Genomic DNA, 16,428 nt, shown 5'->3' with positions numbered 1-16,428 from the left:
ATGAGTGACGACACGACTTCGAATGGCTATGACCACGAGGCCGAGGACGAAGCCCTGGACTTCACCGAGGCCGACAGTGAGATCGAGGCCCTCCGCGCCGAGGTGGCCGCGCTGAAGGACCAGGCCCTGCGCTTTGCCGCCGAGGCCGAAAACACCCGGCGCCGGGCCGAGCGGGAGATGAACGACGCCCGCGCCTTCGCCATCACCAAGTTCGCCCGCGACCTGCTGGAGGCCGCCGACAACCTCGGCCAAGCCACGGCCTATGCCCCCAAGGACGTGACGGACCAGGCGGTGAAAAACTTCGTGGTCGGCGTCGAGATGACCGAGAAGAAGCTGCTGGAAGCCTTCGAGCGCAACGGGCTGAAGAAGGTGGCGCCGGCCGCCGGCGAGAAGTTCGACCCCAACCTGCATCAGGCGATGATGGAGCAGATGTCCGACGAGGTCGCCGCCGGGGCGGTGATCAAGACCCTGCAGTCGGGCTATTCCCTGTTCGGCCGGCTGGTGCGGCCGGCCATGGTTGTGGTGGCGGCCAAGGGCTCGGGTGTCGGCGCGCCGGAAGCGACGGCGGGGGGCAATCCCTACGCGGCCGGCGATGATCACACCGGCGAGGCGTTGGACACCAAGGCCTGAGGGCTACAAAAACCGGTTGGCCACCGCCGATTGGATCGGCCTCCACAGGGTGATGCCTGTTGCAGCGGCGATAAGACATGCGCCGACGGCCGATGTTAGGACGGCTGGTTCAAACCCGAGCGTCAGCCTGATCAACGCCAGTAGCATGAAGTAGGCGAATATCCCGACCTCCAGCAACAGGGCCAGGGCCTGGGCTCGCATCACGGGCGGGGAAAGCGCGACGCGGCGGGGATCGAGGCCCCTGCGCAGCAACTCGGCCGCCGCCAGCGCGAGCCCACCGCCGACGCTCACGACCAGGCCAGCGATTGGAAAGGACCAGAGAATTTGAGCTTCGGTCCAGCCGATGGCTTGCGCTGATTTGGCGGGACCGGAGAATAGGGCATCCCAACTTACCGCGAGCACTAGGCCCCAACTCGTGGTTGAGCCTGCTTCGTTGGAAGGCTCGTCCGATCGACTGTCGACTAGGATGTCCCGTACTAAAGAGGTCAGGTGCCAGCCTAGCAGGCCCGCTGCCAAGACGCCGACCACGGGCGTCATCCAGGGCCCCAGATGCACCAGATAGATCGCTGTATAGTAACCGACCACGGGGAACAGAATGTGGGTGAATGTAATCTTCCACAGCCAGGACAAGCCCGGTCTGTTCAGGCCTAGGATTCGGACGCGCGCCAGTGTCGCCAAGACGACATCGATAGCGATGCCAGCGCCCATCAAAATGCAAGCAAACAGATAATCCAAACCCATCCTCGCGGCCGGCCCCGAGGCTAACCTTGCACAAATTCCCGCTTGCATCGAGATGATGAACGTCGTTCTCTATGTTAGATTGTATTCGCCGGTCCTGGGGGGAACTGGAATGGTTGAGACGGCAGGGACTGCCGGGCAGGCTACCGCCGTGGCCCTCTTCGATATCGCGACTCGGGTCGTGAAGCGCTCGTTGACAGCACCGGTTTTTCTGATTTTTTGGCTGTACGTGGCGATCTACATCTTCGTGCATGTCGGGCTGAACATTTGCGACCCGCGCGCCCTCGCCTGCGACAAGCCGTTCAGCTGGAGATACATCGCGGGACCGATCAAGATTGGCCTCTGCTCTGGCCTTCTGACACTGACGATGGGTTTGTTTCTGGAAGAGAATCTCAGCAAGATTGGTCCTGTTGTACCGACAGCTTTCGTAAAGTTTTTCCTTATATACACATACGGCCAGATAACCGTGCTTATTGCTGGCCACATAGAGATCTTCTCTTATCTCGGCAGCTCCGAATATGCGGACACAACAGTGGGAATCGTGAAGTCCGCACTGTTTGGTGTCGGGAATTTCAGTCTTGTCTTATCCTTGTTGTGCCTCCTATGGATGGAGATATACACGAGTAAGATTTACGGCAGGGTCAGAAATTATATTCCTGAGGATTTCGAAGAGCACAAGGAAATCTCGCGACACCTCTCCGTCTTCGTGGCGTTTTCTATCGCCGTCGCTGTTGTCAAGACCGCTGCGGTGCTGACCTCGCCCGCAGATCACAAGGAAACGATTTCGATCATCTGTCTGATCTTGGAGGTACTCGTAGTCGTGGCCACGCTCTTGGCCACCAGCCTCAAGGGGCTGTCGGCTGAATCATTGGTGACGCGCAAATGATCCTAGAAACGCTGCGGGGCGCAGAGGTCGAGGACTTCGCCGATCCCGACCCGATCGCCTTTGGGGACGGCGTCAATCTTCTGCGGGGTGATAACGGTGTTGGGAAGACCCAAATTCTCGAAGCCCTATCGTTGGTCGGGCACCTGCCGATCCTGCGACAAGACACCCTGTCCTTAGGCCAGCCCGTAGACGCGGACGTCACTCTGCTGGTTTCCGAGCGCGAGGTGAACTGGCTGGAGCAACTTGTTGCGGAAAACTCGACGATGCTGAGCGCGGCCCGGACGGCGCTGATGGATGCGCCGATCTCGCATCGGCATTTTGCCGAGGATAAGATCGAGGCTATCCGCGGCTGGCTCGCCGCAGTGAGGTCGGGTCGGGGGGATGACCATGCGAAGCCGGCACCGTTCTCGGGCGAAGGTGAAGCTGTGGCGGACCCGCTCCGACCCTACCGGGTGCGCCTCCAGTTCATCAAAGACACGGAGGCCGCAAGCCTCAAAGAGGCGCTGACCAGCGACGCGCGCTTGAGAGCGGACTGGCGTGTTGTTTTGGATCCGGCGGAGAACGGCCTTGCGGCGGTGGCGGCGCTGCTCGCTTGGAACCGGCCGGAACTAATGGGCCTCCGGGAATTGGAGGCCGCTGGTCGACTGCGGGAGCATCGAGCCGGCGAGGCTGACGAGTGGTGTCGGACCCCCCGGACCCATTGCCGTATGACCAAATTTTCCACGCCGACGGCGCCGGGGGTGGTCTCCTACATCAATACCGACATGTACGACTGGGGAACGGGCCTCGACATCCGTGAAAGCCCCAAGGACTTCTCCGACAGCCTGACCCGAGTCCTAATCGCCCGCCTTCAGGCCCTGAATTTCGACAGTCAGGCGCGCCGCGGCCCGGTCGGACTGCCAGAGGCAGGTCCAAGGCTGCTTATCAACTATGTGCAAGAGGGTGGAGCGCCGAACGCTATCAAACCTCAATGGGACTATCTTTTCCCGAGTGTCGCGAAGCGGCTCAGGGATGACGCCTTACATAACGACGAGATCAGAGATCGCAAATTGCACCTAGTCTATGGGAGCACTGGCTGGGAAGTTAAGATTGGGACACAGGACAGAACCTTCCTAAGTTCTGGCGAGAATCAGGCACTTTTTCTGCTGACCATGCTGTTTTCCGTAGCGCCCCCTGGGTCGTGCCTGCTCATCGATGAGCCCGAGCTGCATTTTTCTGTTAGTGTCGCCGCCCGCATGATTGACCTGATCCGCGTCTGGTGTCGGTCGACCAACTCCCAAGCGATTATCGTTACCCATGCCCCTTTCCTGTTCACTCAAGAGATTCGTGAAGAGCCTCGGCCGACCGTCGCTCTCACGGCCTTGACCACAGTCGCCCACGGTTGGGGTGAGGGAGCCGAGCGGGATCGGATGACCGTGATCTATCTCCCCGCCGGGGACGGCAAGGAGGTCCTTTACAGCGGTCTGGCCATGGACGCCCTGGCGAAGCTGTACAATCGGTACCTGTCGCTGGTCGTGCGTCACATCCGGATTGCGCCAAAGGCGGTGTATCTGCACGAGAAATGGTTTTGGCCGATCTGGGCGCCGCCTGTGGCGATTGTTTCGCTGCTGGTGGCCGTCTCAGCCCTCTTGGCCTTCGCGACCGCTCAGGCACCGAAAACCGCAATCGACCGAAAGCCGCCGGCGAAATGTGCGCCTTGTGCCGAGGGCGCCCGCGGCGGCCTGAAACCGCAAGTCTGACGCCTCCACAGGCTCCGCCCCTCTTCCCCGGCGCGCCGTTTCCTCTAATGTTGGCGGTCACCTTATGATGGCGGCTCGGGGGATTGTTTCCGAATCGCCCGTGACGCCGGACAAGACATGAAGCTGACCATCGAGCGGGCCGCGCTGCTGAAGGCCCTGGGCCACGTTCAGAGCGTCGTCGAGCGGCGCAATACGATCCCGATCCTGTCGAATGTGCTGCTGTCGGCCGACCGCGAGCAGGTCAGCTTCTCGGCCACCGACCTGGACATGGAGATCGTCGATGAGGCCGCCGCCCACGTCGATCAGCCGGGCCAGATCACCGCCCCGGCCCATACCCTGTACGAGATCGTCCGCAAGCTGCCGGAAGGCGCCGACGTCTCCCTGACCTATTCGGGCGAGGACCCGCGCCTGCAGATTTCGGCCGGGCGTTCGCGCTTCAACCTGCCGGTGCTGCCGGCCGGGGACTTCCCGGTGATGAGCGCCGACGGCCTGTCGGCGCATATCCAGGTCGACGCCAATGACCTGATCCGGCTGATCGACAAGACCCGGTTCGCCATCTCGACCGAAGAGACCCGCTATTACCTGAACGGCCTGTACGTCCACACCGTGATGGACGGGGGCGAGGCCAAGCTTCGCGCCGTGGCGACCGACGGCCACCGCCTGGCCCTGGCCGAGATGCCGGCGCCGGAAGGCTCGGCCGGCCAGCCAGGGGTGATCATCCCGCGCAAGACCATCAACGAGGCCCGCCGCCTGCTGGAAGACGCCGGCGAATCGGTCGGCTTCCAGGTCAGCCCCCAGAAGGTGCGGTTCGAGTTCGCCGGCGCCTCGGCCCTGACCAGCAAGGTGATCGACGGGTCGTTCCCCGACTATCTGCGGGTGATCCCGCGCGACAACCAGCGGGTGATGACCGTCGACGCCGAGCTGTTCGCCAAGGCGGTGGACCGGGTGGCGACCATCTCGGCCGAGAAGAGCCGCTCGGTGAAGCTTGCTATTGAAACCGGCCGCATGACCCTGACCGTGCGCAACATGGAGGCCGGCCAGGGCGTCGAGGAGCTGGAGATCGATTACGACGGCGAGCCCTTCGAAATCGGCTTCAATGCGCGGTACCTGCTGGATGTGGCGGGGCAGATCAACGGCGAGACGGCGGAGTTCCGGTTTGCCGATCCGGCCAGCCCGACGCTGGTGCTGGACCCGACCGACGCGGGCGTGAAGTACGTCCTGATGCCGCTGCGGGTCTAAACGCCCACAAAATTCCGCTCACCCCAGCCTTCGCGGGGATGAGCGGAAGATGGGGCAGCCACCCGCCCTTCGTGAGCTGAGCCGCCCGGCCTTGTCCGGCGGCCCTTTCGCTCCAGTTCCCGGTCAACGCCCGGGAGCCGCCGATGATCGCCCTTTTCCTTGCCCTTGCCCTGACTGCCGAGCCCGCCCTTGCCGGGGAATGGACCGTCGACCTCTCCGGCAAGCCGGACGAGCCCTACACCAAGCCCATGACCCTGACCCTCAAGGCCGACGGCACGGTCACGGGCAGCTTCTACGACAGCGAAATCCTGGCCGGCCGGTGGAAGACCGATCGCGGCCGCACCTGCGCCAGCTTCCGCACCACCGACGGCGCGGGGCCCTATCACAGCAGCGTCTGCCTGGTCGGCGACAAGGCGGTCGGCCAGACCTGGGCGGAGCACCGCAGCTTCCTGTTCAACTGGAACGCCGTGCGCCGCTAGCCGAACTGGCCTAAAGACGGCCGGTAACGTTGCCGGACCGCCTTGCCCACCTCCGCCCTCGCCTCCCTCACCCTGACCAACTTCCGCTCCTATGAGCTGGGGAGTCTGGAGCCGCGTGGCCGGTCGGTGTGGCTGGCCGGGCCGAATGGGGCGGGGAAGACCAACCTGCTGGAGGCCATCTCCCTGCTGTCGCCGGGCAAGGGGCTGCGCGGGGTGTCGCTGGCCGAGGTCGGTCGGCGGATGCCGGGGGAGGCGGTCGGGCGCGCCTGGGCGGTGGCGGCGAAAGTCTCCGACGGCGAGGACGAAACGCAGCTGGGCACCGGCACCGACAGTCCGGGCTCGTCGCGGCGGCTGACCCGGGTCGAGGGAACCAGCGTGCCGCCCGGCCGGCTGACCGACCATATCCGGCCCGTCTGGCTGACCCCGGCGCAGGACAGATTGTTCCTGGAGGCGGCGGGCGACCGGCGCCGTTTCTTCGACCGGCTGGTGTTCGCTGCCGAGCCCCTGCACGCCGCCCATGCAACAGCCTACGACAAGGCCCTGCGTGAGCGGATGCGTCTGCTGACCGACGAGGGGGCGGCGCCTGATCCAGTCTGGGTGACAGCGTTGGAGGCGCGGATGGCCGAGCATGGCGCCGCCCTGGCCGCCGCGCGGGCGCGAACCCTTGCCGCCCTTCAGTCGGAGATCGATTCCCGCACCGACCGGCCCTTCCCGCGAGCCCGGCTGGCCCTGACCGGCGAGTGGGAAACCCTGGCCGGACAAGGGGTGGGGGAGGCCGAGATCGCGGCTCGCCTTGGGCCCGCCCTCGCGGCGTCAAGGCCGCGGGACGCCTCCGCCGGACGGGGCCTGACGGGCCCGCATCGGGGCGATCTGGCGGTGGTCCACGCCGAAAAGGATCGTCCGGCCGCGGAATGCTCCACCGGGGAGCAGAAAGCCTTGATTCTGAACCTGGTTTTGGCCCAGGCGGCGCGATTAAGCGCTGCAATTTCCGCGCCGAATCCTATATTGTTGCTGGACGAAGTCGCCGCCCACCTGGACCCGTTTCGACGGGCCGCCCTGGCGGATGAAATCGCGGCGCTGGGGCTCCAGGTCTTCCTGACCGGGACCGACGCTTCGCTCTTCGAACCTTTCAAGGGCCAGGCCCTGGGTGTCCGTGTGGAGCCCACCGGCCTGACCGTTCTGGATGATTGAATGACCGACGAAACTGCTGGCGACGTTCCGGAAGCCAACCCGGACAAGACCCCCCTGTCGCAACAGACCGCCGAGGAAGGCGCCGCCGCCTACGGCTCCGATTCCATCAAGGTTCTCAAGGGCCTGGACGCTGTGCGCAAGCGGCCGGGCATGTACATCGGGGACACCGACGACGGCTCGGGCCTGCACCACATGGTCTATGAGGTGGTCGACAACGCCATCGACGAGGCCCTGGCCGGCTGGGCGACCCGCGTCGAGGTGATCCTCAACGCCGATGGTTCGGCGACGGTCAGTGACGATGGCCGCGGCATCCCCGTGGACATCCACGAGGGCGAAGGCGTCAGCGCGGCCGAGGTCATCATGACCCAGCTGCACGCCGGCGGGAAATTCGACCAGAACAGCTACAAGGTCTCCGGCGGCCTGCACGGGGTCGGCGTCTCGGTGGTCAACGCGCTGAGCGACTACCTGCTGCTGAAGATCCACCGGAACGGCAAGCAGCATGAGATGCGCTTCGAGCGCGGCGATGCGGTGACCTCGCTGGCCGTTACGGGCGACAGCCCCAAGCGGGAGAACGGCGAGCCGCTGACCGGCACGATCGTCACCTTCTTCCCGTCGCTCTCGACCTTCAGCCACATCAATTTCGACCGCAAGACGCTGGAACACCGGCTGCGTGAGCTGGCCTTCCTCAACAGCGGCGTGACCATCTATTTCCGCGACCTGCGCGACGCCGAGCCCTACGAAGAGATCATGCACTACGAGGGCGGCATCGAGGCCTTCGTGCGCCACCTCGACAAGGCCAAGGCCCCGCTGGTCAAGACGCCGATGGTGATCCGGGGGCAGCGCGAGAAGGTCCAGCTGGACCTCGCCCTGTGGTGGAACGACAGCTACCACGAGCAGATGCTGTGCTTCACCAACAACATCCCGCAGCGGGATGGGGGCACCCACCTGGCCGCCTTCCGGGCGGCGCTGACCCGGGTGGTCGGGGCCTACATCGAGAGCTCCGGCATGGCCAAGAAGGAGAAGGTCTCGGTCACCGGCGAGGATGCCCGCGAGGGGCTGACCTGCGTGCTGTCGGTCAAGGTGCCGGACCCGAAATTCTCCAGCCAGACCAAGGACAAGCTGGTCTCGTCCGAAGTGCGGCCGGCCGTCGAGGGCCTGGTGCAGGAGGGGCTGTCGACCTGGTTCGAGGAGCACCCCAACGAGGCCAAGATCCTGGTCGGCAAGATCGTCGAGGCCGCCGCCGCCCGCGAAGCCGCCCGCAAGGCCCGCGAGCTGACCCGCCGCAAGAGCGCGCTCGACATCACCAGTCTGCCCGGCAAGCTGGCCGACTGCCAGGAGCGGGACCCGGCCAAGTCCGAACTGTTCCTGGTCGAGGGCGACAGCGCCGGCGGCTCGGCCAAACAGGCCCGCAACCGCGAGAACCAGGCGGTGCTGCCCCTGCGCGGCAAGATCCTCAATGTCGAGCGGGCCCGGTTCGACCGGATGCTCAGCTCGGACCAGGTCGGCACCCTGATCACGGCCTTGGGCGCCGGCATCGGCCGCGACGACTTCGACATCGAGAAGATGCGCTACCATCGCATCGTGATCATGACCGACGCCGACGTGGACGGGGCGCACATCCGCACCCTGCTGCTGACCTTCTTCTATCGGCAGATGCCGCAGGTGATCGAGCGCGGCTACCTCTACATCGCCCAGCCGCCGCTCTACAAAGCCGCCAAGGGTCGCTCCTCGCGCTACCTGAAGGACGATGCGGAGATGGAGGTCTTCCTGATCGACGAGGGCGTCGACGGGGCCGAGCTCGATCTGTCGAACGGCGAGCGGATGACCGGCGCCGACCTTCTGGCCCTGGTCCAGACCGCCCGCCAGGCGAAGGCCAACGTCGAGCGCCTGTCGGCCCGTGCCCCGGCCTTCGCCATCGAACAGGCGGCGCTGGCCGGCCTGTTCGGCGAGACCCCAGACGTGGCCTCCGCCGCCGCCCGGCTGGACCTCTACGCCGAGGAAGGCGACGGCCCCTGGGCCGGCGAGCCGGCCGTGGGCGGCGGCTTTACCTTCAAGCGGGTCAAGCGCGGCGTCTCCGAGACCATCGTCCTCGACGACCAGACCCTGCACGCCGCGGACGCCCGCCGACTGGCCGAACGCGCGGCGGCCCTGGCCGAAACCTTCGCCGCCCCCGCCACCTTCCGGCGCAAGGACCGCACCACCACGGTGCGCGGCCCGCGTGACCTGATGAACGCGGTGATGGACGCCGGCCGCCGCGGCCTGACCATCCAGCGCTACAAGGGCCTGGGCGAGATGAACCCCGACCAGCTGTGGGAGACCACCCTGGACTCCGAGGCCCGCACCCTGCTGCAGGTGAAGATCAACCACGCGGACGATGCGGACGACATGTTCAGCCGGCTGATGGGCGACCTAGTCGAGCCACGCCGGGAGTTCATCCAGGCGAACGCGCTGGATGCCGAGGTGGACGTTTAGGCTCCGCTGATGGCCTGAGACCTTCGCTCTCCCCCATCGAAGATGGGGGAGTGGCTTTGGCGAGCGCTGCAAGCGAGCCAAACCGAGGGGGTTCCCACCGCCGGTGGACCGCTAATCACTGACCGCCGGCGCTGCCCCGCCTCCTGGTCCGTCGCTCATGCTCCGAACCGTCCTCCGCCCCCTCTCGGGGGCGGAGAGCGAAGAGCGCCAAGCCCGGCGTCAGCCTCGGGCGGCGACGTAGATTTGGTGCAGCACCTCGGACATGTCGTCGAAGACGTCCTGTGCGGGGATGCGGAGCGTCCGGATGCCCTGTTCTTCGAACCAAGCGTCCCGACGGCGGTCTGCCTCAGGGCGCTGGCCGTGGCTGTGGCCGATGCCGTCGACCTCAACCGCCAACTTCACCTCAGGACAGTAGAAGTCGAGCACGTAGATTCCCATCGGGTGCTGGCGGCCGAACTTCAGCCCATCCAGCTGGCGCGACCGCAGCCCGGTCCAGAGCAGCGCTTCCGGTGAACTCATGGACCTGCGAAGGACCCGGGCGCGGGCCGCCGCTTCGGGCAGTGCGTCTGCGCGACCGGCGACAACATCGAGCACCGGCTGACCATAGCGCTCCAGCTTGCCTTCGCCGACGCCGCTGACTGCCGCGAGCGCCGGGAGCGTGCTCGGCCTACGCACCGCAATCTCCGCCAGCGTCGCGTCGTGGAAGATCACGTAAGGCGGCACGTGCTGTCGCTGCGCCTCCTCCTTGCGCCAGGTGCGCAGTCGCTCGAAGACGACCGACTGATCGCGCGATAGCGTCGCCAGCACATCCTTGCGCCCCTTGCTCGTCCGGGTCTTCCCGGCCGCCGCCACCCGCGTGGAATCCTTGCGGATCAGCACCGACCGCTCGGACTTCCACACCGCCCGCACCCCGTCGATGTCGCCCAGCCCGATCAGCGGACGCCCATCGTTGGGGTCTTCCTTGAGCAGCCCCTCGAACAGCAGCTGGTCGATCAGGTCGCGCCAGGCGTGCTGGCTGAGCTCCGTGCCGATGCCCCAGGTGGACAGCCCGGCCTCGAAATCGGAGACATCCTTGGTCTTGCCCAGCAGGTGATCGACCAGCCGTCCGCGTCCGAACCGGCCGCCCAGCCGGTGGGTGGCCGCCAGGGCCTTGGAGGCCGACTGGCTGACGTCGATGCTGTCCGGCGGCGCGAGACACAGGTCGCATTGGCCGCAGCGCTCGACCCGCTCCTCGCCGAAATAGCGCCGCACGGCCGCCGCCCGGCAGGCGGTGCCTTCCAGCATGGCGTAGAGCTGGCGGATCTTGCGGGCCTGCACCTGCTTGACCTCGGCGGCCATGTCGCGGCCGTCGAGGCGCCGGAAGGCCCAGGCCATGTCGGCGCTGGAATAGAGGGTGATGCCGTCGGCCGGCTGGCCGTCACGCCCGGCCCGGCCGATCTCCTGCCAATAGGCCTCGATGCTGCCGGGCGGGTCGGCGTGGATCACATAGCGAACGTCCGGCTTGTCCACACCCATGCCGAAGGCGATGGTGGCCACCATCACCGCCGCGTCGGCCTCGAGGAACTGTTCGAGCCGCCGATTGCGCAGCTCCTTTTCCAGCCCCGCGTGATAGGCGATGGCCGGCGCACCCGCCTCGCGCAGCTTCTCAGCCAACTCATCGGCCTTGTCGCGGCTGCCGACATAGACCACGCCCGACTTGCCGGGCCGCTGGGCAACCAGTTCCAGGACGCGCTTGTGGCCGGAGCCGACCTTGCGTTCGGCGTTCAGCGCCAGTTCGGGGCGGGCGAAGCTGTCGACGAACTCGGCGGCGTCCTCAAGCCGCAGTTCGGTGCGGATGTCTTCCCGCGTCCGGGCGTCGGCGGTGGCGGTGACCGCGATGCGCGGCACGCCCGGGAAGCGTTCGGCCAGCCGGCCCAGCATCCGGTAGTCGGGCCGGAAGTCATGCCCCCATTGGCTGACGCAGTGGGCCTCATCGATGGCGATCACCGCCAGCTTCAGCCGGGCCAGGCGGTCGAGCATGCCGTTCGACGACAGGCCTTCGGGTGAGATGTAGAGCAGGTCCAGCTCGCCCCGGTCGATCGCCTCCCATATCTCCTGCCGTTCGAAGGCGGCGATGTTGGAGTCCAGCCGCGCGGCGGCCACCCCCGCCTGACGCAGGGAGGCGACCTGGTCGCTCATCAGGGCGATCAGCGGCGAGACAACCAGGCCCAGGCCCGGCAGGATCAGGGCCGGGATCTGGTAGCAGACGCTCTTGCCGCCGCCGGTCGGCAGGACGGCCACGGCGTTGCGGCCGGCCAGGACCTCCTCGATCACCCGCGCCTGCAGCCCCCGGAACTCGGCATGGCCGAACACCCGGCGAAGGGTCTCGCGGGCCTGGTCGAGCGGGGGAAGGGAATCGTTCACCGGCCGCTTATGCCATGGCGAAGCGGCGGCGGGCACGGAAAGGGCGGGGCGCGACGACATGGCGTTGGGGCGAGGGTTCAGGTTACAATGTTCGCTTTTTGTTCAACTCGCAAGTGGCGGGTTTCGGCTTAGGTTAGCGCCATGGCCGCCACCCTCTACATGGACGCCGTGATCGCCCCTAACCGCTCGCTCGGAACCTTGGGATTCAAGGTCGTGCTGGGCGCGCTGGCGGTGTCGGCCGCGATGATCAGCATCGTCTTCTTCATCATCGGCGCTTGGCCGGCGCCGTTGTTTCTCGGGCTGGACGTGGTGCTGGTCTATTTCGCCCTCAAGGCCAGCTTCCGGGCGGCCGAGCGGCGAGAACGGCTGCGGGTCAGCGCCGAGCAGGTGGAGGTGATCGAGGAGCATGACGGAGTCGTTCGCACTGTCTGGACCTCTCCTACCGCCTTCACCAGCGTCGACATGGAAGCGCTCGGCGAGCATGAGGTGCGGGTCCGGCTGCGGCTGTCGCGGCGGCGCCGCAGCGTCGGCAAGGCGCTGTCTCCGCCCGAGCGGGAGGCCCTGGGCCACGCGCTGCGCGAGGCGATCCGCCGGGCCAGGGCGGAGCGATATTGAGCTTCGCTGCCGCGCATTAGGGGAATTCTTACGATCGAATGCTCAAATCGGGTAGTCGCAGTGTGGGATCCTCCATGTCCAGCGTTCCGTCCGGCCTCTTCCGCCTCGTCTACTACAGCCGCAGTCAGGTGGCGCCTGGGGCGTTCGAACCGACGATCGACAGCATCATTCGCAAGTCTATCGCCAATAACCGGACGGACGGAATCTCCGGCATGCTGTTCTGCCACGACGGATGGTTCCTCCAGGCTCTGGAGGGCTCGCACAAGGCGATCAGCGCCACCCTGGCCCGCATCGAAGCAGACCACCGGCATGAGGCCGTCCTGCTTCTGGGCGCCGCCCAGGCCAGCGGGCGGCTGTTCCGCGAGTGGGACATGTGCGCCCGCACCCTCAGCATGGTCGACGCCAAGGTCGCCGAGGCTATCGCCCGACGGGGCGCTTTCGATCCGGGACGCCTGTCTTTGGAGACTGCAACGCGGCTGCTGACCCGGCTGCGCGCCGTGCGGGACGACGCCCAGCTTCGCTACGTCGCCTAAAGAATGAACCGGCTGAGGTCGGTGTCCGCCGCCAGGGCGCCGATCTTCTGCTTCACGTAGGCCTCGTCGACCGTGAAGGCCGTGGCGCTGGTGTCGCCGGCGGTGAAGCTGATCTCCTCGACCACCTTTTCCAGCACGGTCTGCAAGCGGCGGGCGCCGATGTTCTCGACGCTGCCGTTCACCGCCACGGCGGCGTCGGCGATCGCGTCGATGGCCTCGTCGGTGAAGGTCAGGTCGACGCCCTCGGTGGCGATCAGGGCCTTCTGCTGGACGATCAGGTTGGCCTCCGGCTCGGTCAGGATCCGGCGGAAGTCGTCGCGGGACAGGGCCTTCAGCTCCACCCGGATCGGCAGCCGGCCCTGCAGCTCGGGCAGCAGGTCCGACGGCTTGGCGACATGGAAGGCGCCGGAGGCGATGAACAGGATGTGGTCGGTCTTCACCGGCCCATGCTTGGTGGAGACGGTGGTCCCCTCGATCAGTGGCAGCAGGTCGCGCTGCACCCCCTCGCGGGAGACGTCGGCCCCGGCCCGGTCCGACCGGCTGGCCACCTTGTCGATCTCGTCGAGGAAGACGATCCCGTGGTTCTCGGCCAGCTCCAGCGCCTCCTGGGTGAGAGCCTCCTGGTCGAGCAGTTTGTCGCTTTCCTCGGCCAGGAGGGGGGCATAGGCGCCGGCCACGGTCGTCTTGTGGGTGCGGGTGCGGCCGCCCATGGCCTTGCCGAACATGTCGCCAAGATTGAGCATCCCGACCGAGCCGCCCGGCATGCCGGGGATGTCCAGGCCCTGGAAGGGGCTGGCGGTATCTGCCAGCTGCAGCTCGACCTCCTTGTCGTTGAGCTCACCGGCGCGGAGTTTCTTGCGGAAGCTTTCGCGGGCCGCCGTGCTGCCGGGGCCGGTCAGGGCGTCGAGGATGCGTTCCTCGGCGGCGGCCTCGGCCTTGGCCTTGACGGCGGCGCGGCGCTTGTCGCGGACCATGCCGATGGCGGATTCCACTAGGTCGCGGACGATCTGGTCGACGTCGCGGCCGACATAGCCGACCTCGGTGAACTTGGTGGCCTCGACCTTCAGGAAGGGCGCCTGGGCGAGCTTGGCCAGGCGGCGGGCGATCTCGGTCTTGCCCACGCCCGTGGGGCCGATCATCAGGATGTTCTTGGGCGTGATCTCGTCGCGCAGGGCTTCCGGCGCCCGACGGCGGCGCCAGCGGTTGCGCAGAGCGATGGCCACGGCCCGCTTGGCCTCGGCATGGCCGACGACGAAGCGGTCCAGTTCGGAAACGATCTCGCGGGGAGAGAATTCGGTCACTTAAGGGTCCTGGTAGTCAGCACGAAGCACGCACATAGGCGCCGCGAGCCCCCGCGTCACCCCTCCGGTCACCCCTTGCGAAGTTGCGGCGTCCGGGGCGGAGCCGGGACGATCTGGTCGAACACCAGCTTCCAGCCCTCGGCCCGGTACTGCCAGACCCTCACATAGAAGCCCCGCCGCTTCTGGCCCAGATGGGCCCAGTCGGCCTCGCCATAGGTCCAGGCCAGGTCCCCGGACTGGGAGGCCTCGCCGCCCAGCGCCTTGAAGGCGATGAACTTGCCACGCGTGGCCAGCTCGGCCTTGAAGGCGGCGCAGCCCTGGGCCGGGGCGTTGGGCGAGCCCTGCACCCGCGCCTCGCAGACCAGCACCGATTGGTAGGCGGCCGTGGCGTCGCTGGCGGCGGCCTCGTTCAGGGCCGTCTCGGCGGCCTGGACCCCGGTGAAGGCGGTGGCGGGGTCCCCGGCCGACAGCTTGGAGACGGGAAGCAGGCCGGGGGTGGAGTCGGGGCCGGGGGCCTCCTTGGCGCTGCTGGCCGGGCCGCCGTCGTAGAGCCACTTCCAGCTCCCGTCGGCCTGCTTCTTCCAGACCGTGAAGTAGAAGCCGCGCCGGGTTCCGTTCACCGCATAGGGGCCGGTGGTAAAGCCCATGTCCCCGCCGGCCGAGATGCCGGCCCAGATCGGCCACCACTCCAGCTTCGGCCCCGGGGTGTCGGGCTGGGCGGAGATGGCCTGGCGGGCGTTCACGGGCTCCGGCTGAAAGACGATCGCGTCATCGGCCATGTGCTTCAGGAAGCTCTGCTTGATCCCCATGCTCAGCCCGTCTGCGGCGAAGGCCCGCTCGGCGGCGATCACCGGGGCGGGGGTGACGGGCGCCGGCGCCTTGGGCTTCTTGGGGGCCGCTCCGGCGGGAAGAGCGATGAGCAGGACGAGGCCGAGCGAGAGCAGAGGACGGATCATGGCGCCTATCCACGGGGTGACGGCGGCAAGACTAAGGCGATCAGCCCCGCCGCGCCATCAGCAGGCTGCGACCCCAGTCCGTGTCCACCGGCCCGCCATAGGTGGCGAACCCGGCCTTCTCATAGGCGCGGATGGCGCGGGCGTTGCCCGGGTGGGGGTCGGTGCAGACGACCGGGGCGCCGGCGGCGATCAGCTGGTCGCAGAACTGGCGGATGAAGGCGGGGCCGTGGCCCTGGTTCAGCAGGTCCGCCTCGCCGATGTACTGGTCGACGCCCCGAGCGCCCGGCGGCTGATCGCCAAAGTGGTGGCCGGGCCAGGCGTGGGGATTATAGGCCTGGATGTAGCCGATCGGCCGATCGCCCAGGTGGACGATGTATTGCCAGGTGTCGGGGTCGGCGTAGGCTTCCTCAGCCTCGGCCAGCCCCTCGTCGTCTTCCCACCACTCGCGCACATGCGGCGCCTTCAGCCAGCGATCCAGCAGCGGCAGGTCGGCGGGCGTCAGGGCGGTGAAACGATAGGTCACAGCACTTCGACGGTCAGCGAGCCGTTGGTGTAGACACAGATGTCGGCGGCGATGGCCATGGCCTTTCGGGCGATGGCTTCAGCGTCCTGGTCGGTGTCGATCAGGGCCCGCGCCGCCGCCAGGGCGTAGGAGCCGCCGGAGCCGATGGCGGCCACGCCCAGGTCCGGCTCCAGCACGTCGCCCACCCCGGTGACGGTGTAGATGGCGGTCTTGTCGGCCACGATCAGCATGGCTTCCAGCCGGCGAAGGTAGCGGTCGGTGCGCCAGTCCTTCGCCAGGTCCACACAGGCGCGGGCCAGCTGGTCGGGATACTGTTCCAGCTTGGCCTCCAGCCGCTCCAGCAGGGTGAAGGCGTCGGCCGTGGCCCCGGCGAACCCGGCGATCACCTTGCCGCCGGCCAGGGTGCGGACCTTGCGCGCCGAGCCCTTGACCACGGTGGCGCCCATCGACACCTGTCCGTCGCCGGCGATCACGGTCTTGCCGTCCTTGCGCACCGCGAGGATGGTGGTGCCGTGCCAGTCGGGGAAATTGCTCATGCGGGCGATGTGGCCATGGCATGTCAGGAGGTCAAGGTTGGCGTTCAGCCCGGAAGAAGTCGATCGCTATGCCCGCCACCTGGTGCTGCGCGAGATCGGCGGGCCGGGGCAGCAGAAGCTGGCGGCCGCGAAGGTGCTGATCGTCGGGGCCGGGGGGCTGGGCGCGCCGGCCCCGACGATCAGCACC

At 67.1% G+C, this 16,428-nt stretch carries 16 protein-coding genes and 1 pseudogene; 10 read left to right on the top strand and 7 right to left on the bottom strand.

The features are described from left to right. Entirely contained in the window at nt 1-630 is a 630-nt protein-coding gene (gene grpE, locus GVN21_RS13760; protein WP_166575330.1) for a nucleotide exchange factor GrpE, read from the top strand. A 3-nt stretch (nt 631-633) separates the two neighbouring features. Here grpE and GVN21_RS13755 read toward each other — a convergent pair whose 3' ends face one another. Continuing rightward, nucleotides 634-1,365 (bottom strand): hypothetical protein, encoded by a 732-nt coding sequence (locus GVN21_RS13755; protein WP_166575329.1) that lies wholly within the window; start codon nt 1,363-1,365, stop codon nt 634-636. Nucleotides 1,366-1,480: 115 nt separating this feature from the next. On the opposite strand from GVN21_RS13755, the gene GVN21_RS13750 reads away from it, so the two are divergent. The 6 genes from GVN21_RS13750 (at nt 1,481) to gyrB (ending at nt 9,374) form a co-directional block, all read left to right on the top strand. Next, on the top strand, nt 1,481-2,254 hold the full coding sequence (locus tag GVN21_RS13750) for a hypothetical protein (protein WP_166575328.1): 774 nt from the start codon (nt 1,481-1,483) through the stop codon (nt 2,252-2,254). Next, nucleotides 2,251-3,993: an AAA family ATPase gene (locus GVN21_RS13745; protein ID WP_166575327.1), complete on the top strand. Its 1,743-nt coding sequence runs from the start codon at nt 2,251-2,253 to the stop codon at nt 3,991-3,993. Before GVN21_RS13750 ends, GVN21_RS13745 begins: the two co-directional genes overlap by 4 nt. 117 nt (nt 3,994-4,110) lie before the next feature. Then, entirely contained in the window at nt 4,111-5,232 is a 1,122-nt protein-coding gene (gene dnaN / locus GVN21_RS13740; protein WP_166575326.1) for a DNA polymerase III subunit beta, read from the top strand. Nucleotides 5,233-5,375: 143 nt separating this feature from the next. Then, a complete protein-coding gene (locus tag GVN21_RS13735) occupies nt 5,376-5,711 on the top strand; it encodes a glycoside hydrolase family 43 C-terminal domain-containing protein (RefSeq protein WP_166575325.1) in 336 nt (111 codons plus the stop codon). 42 nt (nt 5,712-5,753) lie between these two features. Continuing rightward, nucleotides 5,754-6,902 carry a DNA replication/repair protein RecF gene (recF, locus tag GVN21_RS13730; protein ID WP_166575324.1) on the top strand — a complete coding sequence of 383 codons (1,149 nt, stop codon included), beginning with the start codon at nt 5,754-5,756 and terminating at the stop codon, nt 6,900-6,902. Next, on the top strand, nt 6,903-9,374 hold the full coding sequence (gene gyrB / locus GVN21_RS13725; protein ID WP_166575323.1) for a DNA topoisomerase (ATP-hydrolyzing) subunit B: 2,472 nt from the start codon (nt 6,903-6,905) through the stop codon (nt 9,372-9,374). 219 nt (nt 9,375-9,593) lie between these two features. Here the strand turns inward: gyrB and GVN21_RS13720 are convergent, their stop codons facing one another. Both GVN21_RS13720 and recQ read right to left on the bottom strand, forming a co-directional pair. Continuing rightward, nucleotides 9,594-9,968, bottom strand: coding sequence for an endonuclease domain-containing protein (locus GVN21_RS13720; protein WP_346764264.1), 375 nt, complete (start codon nt 9,966-9,968; stop codon nt 9,594-9,596). Beyond that, a pseudogene (recQ, locus tag GVN21_RS13715) lies at nt 9,954-11,837 on the bottom strand (DNA helicase RecQ); the annotation flags it as partial. The pseudogene recQ and the gene GVN21_RS13720, both read right to left, overlap by 15 nt. 81 nt (nt 11,838-11,918) lie before the next feature. Here recQ and GVN21_RS13710 point away from each other — a divergent pair. Beyond that, entirely contained in the window at nt 11,919-12,392 is a 474-nt protein-coding gene (locus GVN21_RS13710) for a DUF2244 domain-containing protein (RefSeq protein ID WP_166575322.1), read from the top strand. A 74-nt stretch (nt 12,393-12,466) separates the two neighbouring features. After that, nucleotides 12,467-12,925, top strand: a complete 459-nt coding sequence (locus tag GVN21_RS13705; RefSeq protein WP_166575321.1) for a BLUF domain-containing protein — start codon at nt 12,467-12,469, stop codon at nt 12,923-12,925. Here GVN21_RS13705 and hslU read toward each other — a convergent pair. The 4 genes from hslU to hslV form a co-directional block, all read right to left on the bottom strand. Beyond that, nucleotides 12,922-14,226, bottom strand: a complete 1,305-nt coding sequence (gene hslU, locus GVN21_RS13700; RefSeq protein ID WP_166575320.1) for an ATP-dependent protease ATPase subunit HslU — start codon at nt 14,224-14,226, stop codon at nt 12,922-12,924. The two genes, GVN21_RS13705 and hslU, sit on opposite strands and share 4 nt — an antisense overlap. Before the next feature lie 68 nt (nt 14,227-14,294). After that, nucleotides 14,295-15,182 (bottom strand): DUF4440 domain-containing protein, encoded by an 888-nt coding sequence (locus tag GVN21_RS13695; RefSeq protein WP_166575319.1) that lies wholly within the window; start codon nt 15,180-15,182, stop codon nt 14,295-14,297. A 40-nt stretch (nt 15,183-15,222) separates the two neighbouring features. Beyond that, on the bottom strand, nt 15,223-15,705 hold the full coding sequence (locus GVN21_RS13690) for a GNAT family N-acetyltransferase (protein ID WP_166575318.1): 483 nt from the start codon (nt 15,703-15,705) through the stop codon (nt 15,223-15,225). After that, nucleotides 15,702-16,241, bottom strand: coding sequence for an ATP-dependent protease subunit HslV (gene hslV / locus GVN21_RS13685; RefSeq protein ID WP_166575317.1), 540 nt, complete (start codon nt 16,239-16,241; stop codon nt 15,702-15,704). Before hslV ends, GVN21_RS13690 begins: the two co-directional genes overlap by 4 nt. A gap of 37 nt (nt 16,242-16,278) precedes the next feature. Here hslV and GVN21_RS13680 point away from each other — a divergent pair. Further along, nucleotides 16,279-16,428 (top strand): ThiF family adenylyltransferase (locus GVN21_RS13680; RefSeq protein ID WP_240902943.1); only part of this gene is annotated, 150 nt, incomplete at its 3' end.

Source organism: Caulobacter sp. SLTY (assembly GCF_009905535.1).
Taxonomy (GTDB): Bacteria; Pseudomonadota; Alphaproteobacteria; order Caulobacterales; family Caulobacteraceae; genus Caulobacter.
This window is presented reverse-complemented; position numbering and strand designations above follow the sequence as displayed.

Bases quoted from the DNA above. Each gene is read 5' to 3' on its own strand.
- grpE (WP_166575330.1), top strand. From the start codon at position 1: ATGAGTGACGACACGACTTCGAATGGCTATGACCACGAGGCCGAGGAC.
- GVN21_RS13750 (WP_166575328.1), top strand. From the start codon at position 1,481: ATGGTTGAGACGGCAGGGACTGCCGGGCAGGCTACCGCCGTGGCCCTC.
- GVN21_RS13745 (WP_166575327.1), top strand. From the start codon at position 2,251: ATGATCCTAGAAACGCTGCGGGGCGCAGAGGTCGAGGACTTCGCCGAT.
- dnaN (WP_166575326.1), top strand. From the start codon at position 4,111: ATGAAGCTGACCATCGAGCGGGCCGCGCTGCTGAAGGCCCTGGGCCAC.
- GVN21_RS13735 (WP_166575325.1), top strand. From the start codon at position 5,376: ATGATCGCCCTTTTCCTTGCCCTTGCCCTGACTGCCGAGCCCGCCCTT.
- gyrB (WP_166575323.1), top strand. From the start codon at position 6,903: ATGACCGACGAAACTGCTGGCGACGTTCCGGAAGCCAACCCGGACAAG.
- GVN21_RS13710 (WP_166575322.1), top strand. From the start codon at position 11,919: ATGGCCGCCACCCTCTACATGGACGCCGTGATCGCCCCTAACCGCTCG.
- GVN21_RS13705 (WP_166575321.1), top strand. From the start codon at position 12,467: ATGTCCAGCGTTCCGTCCGGCCTCTTCCGCCTCGTCTACTACAGCCGC.
- GVN21_RS13695 (WP_166575319.1), bottom strand. From the start codon at position 15,182: ATGATCCGTCCTCTGCTCTCGCTCGGCCTCGTCCTGCTCATCGCTCTT.
- hslV (WP_166575317.1), bottom strand. From the start codon at position 16,241: ATGAGCAATTTCCCCGACTGGCACGGCACCACCATCCTCGCGGTGCGC.